Origin of the sequence: Arthrobacter sp. 2RAF6 (assembly GCF_052115205.1) — a bacterium.
In the GTDB taxonomy this organism is placed as follows: domain Bacteria; phylum Actinomycetota; class Actinomycetes; order Actinomycetales; family Micrococcaceae; genus Arthrobacter.
Window position 1 is genome coordinate 1 of record NZ_JBFRGF010000071.1, and the last position, 10,372, is coordinate 10,372.

Annotated in this window: 8 protein-coding genes and 2 pseudogenes; 4 read left to right on the plus strand and 6 right to left on the minus strand. The window is 62.4% G+C overall.

What is annotated here, in order from left to right:
• Positions 1-389, plus strand: a pseudogene (locus AB4Z38_RS25175) (hypothetical protein); the annotation flags it as partial.
• On the opposite strand, the gene AB4Z38_RS25180 reads toward AB4Z38_RS25175, so the two are convergent.
• Together AB4Z38_RS25180 and AB4Z38_RS25185 are read right to left on the minus strand one after the other, a co-directional pair.
• A complete protein-coding gene (locus tag AB4Z38_RS25180) occupies positions 342-1,139 on the minus strand; it encodes an HIRAN domain-containing protein (RefSeq protein ID WP_441432246.1) in 798 nt (265 codons plus the stop codon). The pseudogene AB4Z38_RS25175 and the gene AB4Z38_RS25180 sit on opposite strands and share 48 nt — an antisense overlap.
• Positions 1,140-1,607: 468 nt before the next feature.
• Positions 1,608-4,100 (minus strand): RCC1 domain-containing protein, encoded by a 2,493-nt coding sequence (locus AB4Z38_RS25185; RefSeq protein ID WP_441432247.1) that lies wholly within the window; start codon positions 4,098-4,100, stop codon positions 1,608-1,610.
• A 168-nt stretch (positions 4,101-4,268) separates the two neighbouring features.
• Between AB4Z38_RS25185 and AB4Z38_RS25190 the strand changes: the two genes are divergently transcribed.
• Entirely contained in the window at positions 4,269-4,721 is a 453-nt protein-coding gene (locus AB4Z38_RS25190; protein ID WP_441432248.1) for a hypothetical protein, read from the plus strand.
• A 75-nt stretch (positions 4,722-4,796) separates the two neighbouring features.
• On the opposite strand, the gene AB4Z38_RS25195 is transcribed toward AB4Z38_RS25190, so the two are convergent.
• The gene (locus AB4Z38_RS25195) at positions 4,797-5,234 is read right to left on the minus strand and encodes a hypothetical protein (protein WP_441432249.1); all 438 of its coding nucleotides are present in this window, start codon (positions 5,232-5,234) and stop codon (positions 4,797-4,799) included.
• 55 nt (positions 5,235-5,289) lie between these two features.
• On the opposite strand from AB4Z38_RS25195, the gene AB4Z38_RS25200 reads away from it, so the two are divergent.
• Entirely contained in the window at positions 5,290-5,691 is a 402-nt protein-coding gene (locus AB4Z38_RS25200; protein WP_441432250.1) for a hypothetical protein, read from the plus strand.
• A gap of 360 nt (positions 5,692-6,051) precedes the next feature.
• On the opposite strand, the gene AB4Z38_RS25205 is transcribed toward AB4Z38_RS25200, so the two are convergent.
• The 3 genes and pseudogenes from AB4Z38_RS25205 to AB4Z38_RS25215 all read right to left on the minus strand — a co-directional run bounded on the left by AB4Z38_RS25205 (position 6,052) and on the right by AB4Z38_RS25215 (position 8,945).
• Positions 6,052-6,507 (minus strand): hypothetical protein, encoded by a 456-nt coding sequence (locus AB4Z38_RS25205; protein WP_441432251.1) that lies wholly within the window; start codon positions 6,505-6,507, stop codon positions 6,052-6,054.
• A gap of 1,094 nt (positions 6,508-7,601) precedes the next feature.
• A pseudogene (locus AB4Z38_RS25210) lies at positions 7,602-7,994 on the minus strand (DUF4913 domain-containing protein).
• A 168-nt stretch (positions 7,995-8,162) separates the two neighbouring features.
• Complete coding sequence (locus tag AB4Z38_RS25215) at positions 8,163-8,945, minus strand: nuclease-related domain-containing protein (RefSeq protein ID WP_441432252.1); 783 nt, start codon at positions 8,943-8,945, stop codon at positions 8,163-8,165.
• 258 nt (positions 8,946-9,203) lie between these two features.
• On the opposite strand from AB4Z38_RS25215, the gene AB4Z38_RS25220 reads away from it, so the two are divergent.
• Positions 9,204-9,386, plus strand: a complete 183-nt coding sequence (locus AB4Z38_RS25220) for a hypothetical protein (protein ID WP_441432253.1) — start codon at positions 9,204-9,206, stop codon at positions 9,384-9,386.
• Positions 9,387-10,372: the final 986 nt, after the last annotated feature.

Sequence of the window (10,372 nt, forward strand, 5' to 3'; positions counted from 1 at the left end):
TGGAACAACTCGACGGGCTGACCATCCAGACCGCGGACACCGAAACGCTCCTGGCGATGAAAATTGCCGCCGAGCGCGACAAGGACACCCTCGACATCGCCCGCCTCCTCCGCAGGCTCAACATCACCAACGCCGACGACGCCGTCGACMTCGCCTACAASAAATACGGCGACCACTCCATCCCCCTSGCCGCRGGCCGGGACAACTACCTCATCGTCGTCGACGACGCCCTCGACGCARCCGCMASCCTCAARCCGGAGAATGGGCCGGACAGTCCGACAWGACCTTCGATTTCCCGTCGGATATCCGTCCCGTTTGACGGGATCCGTGTCCGACATCTCCTATGTGGAGTAAGCGGGTGGGACGTAGTATCCCGTGGCCCATGGTAGGAGCTTCGGTGCGGGGTGCGGGCCGTCGGATAGCCAGTCGTCACTGATTTCGGTGGCCTTGGCGGCGTGCAAAACGAGCTGGGCAGCGAGCGCCGAGCCAGTGATTTTTGCGTATGCGAGGGCGGTTTCCCCGATAGTCTCGGTGTGCTCGAGAAGCGGCAACAAATGCGCGGAGGTGACATTGCTCAGTTCACCCACGCGTTCGCCGTCGAGCCGGACTTCGACAAATGGACGCTCCGTGCCGTTCTTTAGCGTGCGGGTCGCCTTGTGGAGACTGACCAGCAGGAGGCCGACCCCTTCCGGTGGCACGTGGTTGCAAAGGATGTCGAAATGGTCCTCTTCCTTGAGGACCTGGATCGCTGATCCCCACGGGACAAGAGTGGTCACGCCCGCCGGGGCCCCGTTGAGAGGTGCGATCAGCTCCGGCTCCGGCAGGGCGACGGTTACCCGGGCCTGGAGCCGATCGCCGGCGTCGTACGCCCAGATGCGGGCCGACGTGGCCGCGGTGAACCCGCTGGCAATAATTCTTCTGAACGGTTGCGCGTAGCGGATCGCGTCTTCACGGCTGAGGTAGCCCAGGACCTGGTTCCGCCAACGGACGCTGATGGCATTCACGTCATACGGGTTATCCGGCTCGGCTACGAGTTCGACCGGAACGCCTTCAGCTTCACCGTCGCGCCCTATGGCGGTCGGCGCCTTGTTGGCGCGGAGCGCGGCTTTGATCGCCTTGCTGTACGCGTGTTCGCCCACGACTTCGACGTTCGGCCATTCTGAACGGCCCAGCGACACACGGTACAGCCGTTGGCTTAGGGAAGCGGGCCGGGTTACTGGCGAAATTGGTGCCTGAGCATCAAAAGCGATCTGCTGTGGCGGGGCGTGATTCGCCGGTGCCTCAATCTGGACATGAGGAACCGCGGTTCCTTGCATGGCGCCGGCTGGACTCGCGGTCCAGGTTGCGTCCTCCCACGCCTGCCGGGCACGGCGCCGCTTCCGCAACAGGAACATCACCCCGATGATCCCCGCGGCCAGCAGGAAAATCTGATGATCATTTATGATCGCTCAGGTCGGGCCGATGTTTTTCCATGGCGCCTTCCGGTCGGCCCCGTTCTCGAAATCGCCAGTCTCCCAGGCCGCCGACGCAGGTCGATCTACCGGCATCCGCAGTGGACACGTCCACCTGCGTGAGCCCCGAAAAAGACGCTCAGCTCAGCCCGCACCCTACACTGCAAGGCTTTTGACATTGGCGAGCCCCTGGACCTGCACCGGGACCCTGCTGCCGACAGTGGTTCCGTTGCACAGCTGGCCTTCCCCGTTGTATCCCCAGGCGCGGGCTGTTCCGTCGGTGAGCAAGGCGTAGCTGCTGAAGCCGTTCGAGGTGATCGAGGCAACACGGGACAGTCCCGATACTTGAACCGGTGAAGGAGAATACGTCGTGGTTCCGTTCCCCACCTGTCCGTTGACGTTGTATCCCCAGGCCCGGACGGTCCCGTCGGCCAACACCGCATAGGCACTGCCGCCGGCCGCCGACATTGAAGCGACACCGGCCAGACCCGGAACCTTGACCGGTACACCGCTGTTTTGGCCCGCTGGTCCGCCGCCGAGTTCACCGGCGCGGAATCCCCAGGCACGGACGGTGCCGTCGGTGAGCAGCGCGTAAGCATTGCCGCCGGGGGAAGTCAGTGAGGCAACACCGCTCAGGCCGGCGACCTGGACCGCAGTTGCGCTGTACTGGCCTGAGGCCCCGGAACCCAGCTCGCTGTTGAGGTTGTTGCCCCAGGAACGAACCGTGCCGTCGGTCAGCAGCGCATAGGCGTGCCCGTAACTTATCGTCAGTGATTCGACGTTTCGAAGGCCGGCCACCTGGACGGGTGCATTCCTGTCGGTCGTCGTGCCGTCACCCAGCTCCCCGAAATAATTGCCACCCCACGCACGGACCGTCCCGTCTGCCAACAGTGCATAATTGGCGAGAAAGCCGGCACTGATGGAGGTCACCCCCGTCAGGCCGAGGACCTTCACCGGGACGGTGGTGACGGCGGCGGCCTCGTTATAACCTGTGGCAGGGGTGTAGCCGGTGGTGCCGATACCCAGCTGGCCGAAGTAGTTGTCACCCCAGGCCATGACTGTGCCATCAGCCAGCAACGCAAAGGCGCTGTGGGAACCGATGTCAGCGGCGATCGACGTGACCCCCGTCAATCCGACAACCTGGACCGGGGTGTCACGGTACTCCCTGGTGCCGTCGCCCAGTTGACCTAAATTGTTCAGACCCCAGGCCCAGACGGTGCCGTCAGCGCGCAGCGCATACCTGCTCTGTTTCGCCTGGGCGACCATGACCACATCCGTCCACCCCGCAACACCGACCGGCGCCAGGCTGTTCGCAACGGGGCTGCCGTTCCCAAGCTGTCCGGCGCTATTGTCGCCCCAGACGACAACAGCGCCCGTGGTTGCTCCGGGCAGGTAATAGCCGGAAACATCGGCAATGAGCTGGGTGTTCGCGGAGGACCGGTTGAAGAGCGTGACCTTCCCGTCGGTGCCGACCGGGACGGTGACCGAGTTCGGGACCGTCTGCCCGACAGAGAAGTTCAGGTTCGAAGAACCCGGCCGGTCCGTGCCCGAAGGATAGGCGGTGACGAACCCGAACGACTGGGGACCGGTGACCGTGAGATTGAACGTCACCGCCGCAACATGCGCAGGAATGCCTTTCACCCCGGCAACCTGGAACGACACGACCCCGTCAGGGCCGGCGGGGCCTCTGTTGCGGGTATCCAAAAAGCGCGTCGGTGGCACGGGAACAAAGGCACCCGCGACGGCCGGGGTCCCTGCCAGAAAATAACCCGAGACATCGGCGATCAGCTGGCTGGTGCCGGAGGACCGGTTGAACAGCGTGACCCTGCCGTCGGAGCCGACCGGCACGGTGACCGAATTCGGAACCGTCTGCCCTGTTGCGAAGTTGAGGTTGGACGAGTCAGGCCGTGGTGTTCCCGAGGGGTAAGCGGTGATGAACCCGAACGAGGCCGGATTTGCGACCGTGAGGTTGAAGGTCACGGCCGAAACGGTCGCAGGAATCCCGCCCACACCGCCGACTTGGAAGGACACCGTCCCGTCCGGAACTACGGGCGCACTGTCACGGGTGTCCAGGAGCCGGGCCGGGTTGACGGGCACGAACGCGCCCGGGACCGTCGGCGCCCCCGGAAGGTAGTAGCCGGAGACGTCCGCGATCAAGTGGGTGGTGCCCGAAGACCGGTTGAAGAGCGAGACTTTCCCCTCGGCGCCGACGGGTACGGTCACGGAGTTCGGTATGGTCTGGCCTCCGGCGAAGTTCACGTTGGAAGAGTTCGGCCGATTGGTTCCCGAGGGGTATGCGGTGATGAACCCGAACGACTGCGGTCCCGTGACGGTGAGATTGAAGACCACCGCGGCCGCATTTGCCGGAATCCCGTTGACGCCACCCACCTGGAAGGACAACGCACTGTCCGGTCCGACCGGCGCACCGTTCCTGGTATCCAGGAAACGGGCCGGGGTGATCGGAATAAACGCACCCTCGGTGGTGGCCTTCGCCGTAGTACCTGTCACCGCTACCGGCGTCGGTGCCGGTCCTGCCGCTGTTTCAGCCTGCGCCGCGGGCGCCGCCAGGCAGGAGACAACCAGCAACGCTCCCAGAACGGCCGCCAGACCGGCGACTCCACGCCTCAACCGGGCACTTGAATAAACCACGATTCCCCCTTGGATTCCCCCGAACGCGGCGACACGACCAGAACCGGTTCCTGCGCAAAATACCACAAGGAATCGTGAAACAGGTACTTCGAAGCGTGAAATCGAGCCTGCTGGCCTTTGAGCGTTCCGGCCCCTTCAAATTGTCGGCACCAGGTGGGATCCTGCATCATGGCAAGCAAACGTCGTCGCTCACGGAGCGCAGGTGCCGGTGCCCTTGGGTGCGGACCGGTGCTGGCCCTTATCGTGATCGCGCTCCTCATCCAGTACTGGTGGGTTGTCCTGATCGCTCTCGGTGTGGTTGCGCTGACTGTTGTTCTGGTCCGCATCGCAACAGCCCCGCCGCGTCCGCCCAGGGCGCGCTCCCCCAGGCCGGTTCCTTCACCCAAGTCCCGACCGGTCATGCAACCGCCGGGCCCGGCCATCCTCGCTGATGATTTTGCAGACCAAATGCGCGTTGCCAAGCAGGTCCGCCGCGTCCGGGACATGCAGGAGTGGGACTACGAGTGGATCCGGCTGGTCAACCCCGGGAAGAGCAGCCGGGAACTCAGCGAAATCGCCAACTCCCACTTTGCGCGGGGCCGGTCGATAGGTGTCAACGATCGGGACCCGACTGCCCCGTGACTCCGGAGCCGTATTCAAGGTCTCAGGTGCCGATGACGACGCGGTCCCCCGCAATGCCTGGGCAGGGGGATTCCATCATTGTTCAGCACTCGGCCGGTATTTCTTTTCCCGTCGTGTTGAGGACCGCGTGTCTACCGGACTGTGGTGGAGACCGGGTTGAGGACCAACAGGCAGCTGGGGATTGAACACAATTGGTCGCAAGGGTCCCAGAGCCTCAGCGAGCTTGTCCAGTGATTCCGGCGGCGCGGCGATCTCGACCTTGCCATCTTCCGTCAGCAAGGTCATGGCCTGGATCCCATAGAACTGAATGTATCTGCGGTCCTTGCCGCTGTCCTTTCGACGATCCTGGAGCAGATCCGTGACTTTGATCGTCGTCGGCCGCCCTGACGGCTCCAGAGTGTCGTAGACCGCGGGCTGAAAGTAGATGGAACCAGCGCTGGGCGTCGCGATCCCTTGGTTCCAGATGCTGCTGAGCGAACCGGCGGGAGAATCCGGGTAGCGGATATAGGCCAAGATTTGGCCGTGTTATTCCAGCCGGACTCTGGCTTTGCGCCTTCTCGGCTCCAGGATGAGGACACGAAAGATTTTCGCCGTTGTTTCGGCGTTGATGGTTGCGACAGCCTGGGTCCTTGTCGTCACCCAGGCGGTCATGTTTCCCGGTGAGTTCATCATCACGACGATCGCCTCGGCCGTGGCCGCGGGCATCACGCTGCGCCGGGCGTGGACAGTAGGCTTTTCAGGGCGACACAAGGACCTGGCCCTGAGCAGAGGGCCATGGAGATGGCTGACGCTCGGCGCCATCGTCGTCGCGGCGACCCTCTATCTGATGTCGGCAGTTGGGCAACAGCAATTCCTCGGGATCACAGCCGCGTCCATCATGTTCGTTGGTTACATATCGTTGGTCTTGTTGTTCGACGCTCCAGGGCAGCCGGACGACGCGCCGACCCGGGTGAAGCCAGCGCCGCAGTAAGGGGCGACCACTTGCAGAGACTGTGCGGATACCATCGTGCAGTTCTCCGGCGTCCTCTTCGTTTGAGGCGGCGTAATGCCCGACGCTTCAGGTGGTCAAACCATGAAATCCGCATCCCCCACCTCAGTGATCGGCCCTTTTGGTCGACAAACTGTCGCAGGCGGGCTCGACCATCCTGCGCCTCAGGAATTGCTTACGCAGGGCAAGGGTGTCCTCCCGATGATGTGTCGACAGTGGACATAGTGGCCCCGATGAAGAAAACATCGCTCTGCAAAGGTCACCGCTTGAGTTTCGTCCTGACGGGAGCATCGGCGGCTTCTGCGTCCTTCGACCGGGGACTTCGGCACGTGCTGTTCAAGGTCAGATCTGCCAGCGGTTGAGAATTGCAGCCCTCAACCATAGATCAAATGCGATCGTGTCCAACCGCAGTCCGACGCTGGCAAGGTGACCTTGACTGGAGTGGAGACTCCACGGCTCCTCGATCAGCACGACTCCGTAGTTGAATGAGCCATCCGGGCCCAGGCAATCCTCCCCTGCCCGGCGCACAACTTCCAGGCCTCCGACTGAACGAAGAGCAGCGTGGTACCGCATCTTTTGACGCCCGGCCCACTGACGCGAAATGGCTGGAACAGTAGCCGGGTCCGGGTCCACCCAGTCATCGGATGCCTCGGCGAGAACAGACACCGGCAGCACCTCAAGCTCCTGAACCTCGGCCAATACTCCCTGATGAGATCCGGCCCAGACTCCATGCAGGAAGGCGCTCGGTTCAGCCAGGAAGTCCTCGCTGATCCGCCATGATGCCGTTCCCCTTCGCATAAACCACCTCGATCGTCTTGCCGGCTCAGAGCATCACCGCTGCTAAGACTCCTCGCTGCTAAGACTCCTCGCTGTTGGCGATTTCTTCAACCCGGTCGATGATGTCACGAGGGGAAGAACGTCGCGGCTGGCACCATCGTCGCCGGCCTGTTGTGCGGCTGACCGGTCTTGCCTCTTTGAGCTTTCTCACCCGGTCCCTCATGGCGGGAAAGACGACTACCGTAACAACAGCTAGCCTCTGTCGAAGCTTCCTGGCATCAGTCATGACCGGACCCCCACCTGACCGGGGCCAAAAGTTGTATCGAGCATAGGGCACCTCATGAGAGTGCAGATCAGAAGCGTCTTGACCGCCCTCGTCTGAGCGCTCATTTTGGCCCGTGTGCCATAGGCACCGAAGGCGGGGACCAACCCGGTGGTGTCCTTGAGCCTCACGATGGCGTCTTGCCGTATTCAAGCAGTTTGATCAGGCCTTTGGGCGTCGAAGTAGTCATGTCCGGCATCCGATCGACTTACCTTATCTAGATTGCGAACGACCCGTGGCCAAAGACTGGCACATTTACTGGATCGGAATTGGCAGGAGTGAGTTCGTGGTGGAACCCTCAATCGTGTTGACCTCGCTCGACGCGCCTTGTCGTGCGAGTCTGTGTCCAAAGCAAACATTTTTCCCTGGCGACTCACCAGACTGGCGCGGTGGCCGCCTTAGGAATGGATCGGGAGACGTGGTTACGCGCCCGTGCTTCGATAATGGCATCGTTGGAATGGGCATCAACGGTTCTGCTGGCTTATGGGGTGCAAGAACCATCCGGCATGGCCAGGTTGCACTTCCGAGAGCAAGTGCTGTGGCTGAGCGAAGAAATCCGACGTCGCGGATTGGCTACGGTCCAATTTGGAAATCGGCCCTTCCACCCGTCTCGTTGGCAGCGCTTTACCTATCGGAACTACCCAGATTTGGACTTTGCCGAGGCACTTCGCAAAGTTTTGGTGGATGACATCGACAGCGCCCCCAACGCAGGACTTTGCGCCAGGATCCAACCCGAACCAAGAAACACCCTGCCGACCTCCGTGGAGGCTTCCCGTGTTCTCGAGAGATGCTCCTAGAACAGCCCTGTTGGCGGTTCCTCGCAGGGAAGCGGTAAGTGCTTGGAGCGGTGGCCGTCGTCCGGGTTGCAGCCCTTGAACGGCCCATCGGCGGAGAGCATTACGGACAGGTGGTGGTCTGCGTGGTCGCGCCACCACACGCTCATTCCTGTGGTGCCGTCCAGGCGCAGGAACTCTCAGGCCCGATACAGTGCTTCACGTCGGCTGATGGCTTCGGCGTGTTTCCACCACTGCGGGCACCATGTCACTCCGCCTTGCACGTCGAGTTGGCGGCGGTAGGTGGTGGCCAGCTTGTCGCTGACGAACTCGGCGACGTTCGGATAGCACTGCTCGGGTGGGTCCGCGTCGTCCTCAGCCGGCCCCGTGGGGTCAGCTGCGGGGTCTTCCAGCTCGTCGTCCCACTCCCCCGGCCCTCACTCATCAGAGGAGGCTCCCGCCGCGTTCCCCATCAGGTCAGTGAACCAGGGCACGGGTGATTTCGGGTCCTCGTACCAGAGCCACCGCGAAACCGGGCCTTTTGGTTGCTCCCGAACAAGTTCGAACAACGACACCTGATGTCAAGCGGACTTGAACCGCGAGGCTACTGCCGTACGCAGAGCCGCCACATCCACATCGCCGCTGGTTTCCTCTGTAAGCACTTTGGCCAGCCGTTTCGGCCAGAGCACATGAACGCCGCGAAGAGAGAACGCTCCGCCGATCAGGGGCCAGTCTGCTTCCACGAAGCACAGCGCGCCGTTCACTGGAATCTCCCCGACGAGCTCGCGGACGACATCGACCTGTTTGAGCACCCCGTCGACCAGTTTCGTGCAATCACGGCGGCCGACGAGGAGCGTCTCGACGCGTGGGCGAAGGATGCCGCCTTCGACCTTCAGCTCGGGCCGTCCCTTGTACCGCTTGGCGTCGATCACCCAGATTCCATCGCGGGTGATGGCGATGTGGTCGATGTTGGCCTTGGAGCCGGGGATCCGTCGGTCGTGAAGGACTGCAAGGTCGTCGGACGCCAGGGCATTCAACCGGACGCCGAGGCGTTCCTCGCCGACCGCTCCCCGATCCCATGCCTTGGTGCTTTGCCGCTCATCGGATAGAGCAACAGCCAGGCCGCCGAGGCGACCCCACTTCTCGCGGAGCTTTTCTTCATCTTTCGCCCTGCGGCGCTCATATTCGCGCCGGGCGGATGACCCGGCTGTTCCGGACTCATTGACCGGGGAGCTGTCACCTGGTTGTTCCGGCTCGGCGGATACAACTTTCGCAGCCTCGGTGGCACATTCCAGGCAGCGGACGGTCTTTGTCCCGCTCTCATAGATCGCCTCTGTCCCGGCCGGAAGAGAATCACCGCACACCCGACACGTTCCGGCATACCGAAGCTTCATCTGCTTCATGCGGACATGGGGTGGATCGCCGACACAGACCAAGTCTGCCGGTAGATCGCGACGGTTGGAGCGTGGACGAACTTTGCCATGGCCCAATCCTCGTCCAAGGCTGAAGCAATTCGAGGGCATGCCACACCTACGGTTGGCAAAGACCTTGCAGACTGTTCCAGCCCCGAGGAGGCAGACGGTCACTTCTGATGTGCCCCGGCCTCGCCCTACACTCGGGTCATGGCTACTTATGAACCTGCCGAAATCGCTCGGGAACTCGGCTATACCAATGAGCACCGACCGGGGAAAGTAGTCCGGGATTATCTCCGCAAGAAATACCCGGAGCACCCCAAGTATCAGCGCTGGGTGCTTGATGAAGCCCAGGCGGCCGACGTTCGTGCCAACGTTCCTCGGCAGCGCTGACCGTTCGCCCCGATCTGATGTCCTTTCAGCGGACCCGGTAGCGCCGCTCAAAGGAATCACACCAAATCAGGAAATCGCCGAAGGTCGGGCTTGAGTCAACGGGAACACCTCGTTTCGAGCCGCCGTCGAGAGTACACTTCATGGGCAAACAGGCGGATAATTTGCCAAATTCCGACCCACCTCCCTTTTGAACAATCACTCCAGGGACTGTGGTGAGGTGGGTTGTGTCGGTGGCTTTCACCGCAGCCTTCGGGTTTCATGCAGGCAGGCAATGTAACCCGAAATCGTCCCGAACCTGATCACTGGAGACCCTACCTCGCCGAGTGCTTCTTCGGTTCATGATGAACCGGCCGGGACGATCGCGCGCAGCGAGCCGAAACCGATGACCTGGGTGTTACACGGGACAATGCCGAGGGGGCGATACCTCTGAGGGACCTGAGCGAAAGATACCCACTAGTTTTCAAAAAGGTAGCGGCGAGCGGAGGGCCTCCGCTCACCGCCAGCGTCGATAAAGCAGACGTAAGTGTTGACAGTGTCCACACCCGCTTTGACAGGACCAACTCACCCCACAGTTCCCGCGGGTGGCCACGAGCAGCCTTTCGAGAACCGTTCCCCGACAAACTCGGTTTCATCATGTCGTACCGGCACCCCCGCCCCATGAATAGGTGTAGGCCACCCCCATGCCTACCCGACCAAACCGGAACGAGGAACCGCATAACCCCACCCCAGAGCAGGCGGAGGCCCACCAGCCAGGGCCCCGAACCCGCCACCCACACACCTGAATAGGCCACGCGGCGGCCAGGCCCCAACCCGCAAACCAGCCGTCAGGGCGACGCGACCAGGCGAATTCTGGGGGTCGACGCAACACCCGTGGTCAGCTGGCTATTAGTAAATCACGAAGTCGCTCGGCCGGGGTGTCCCAGGCGAGGGTTTTGCGGGGGCGGGCGTTGAGTTCCTGGGCGACGTGTTCGAGGTCTTCGGGGCCG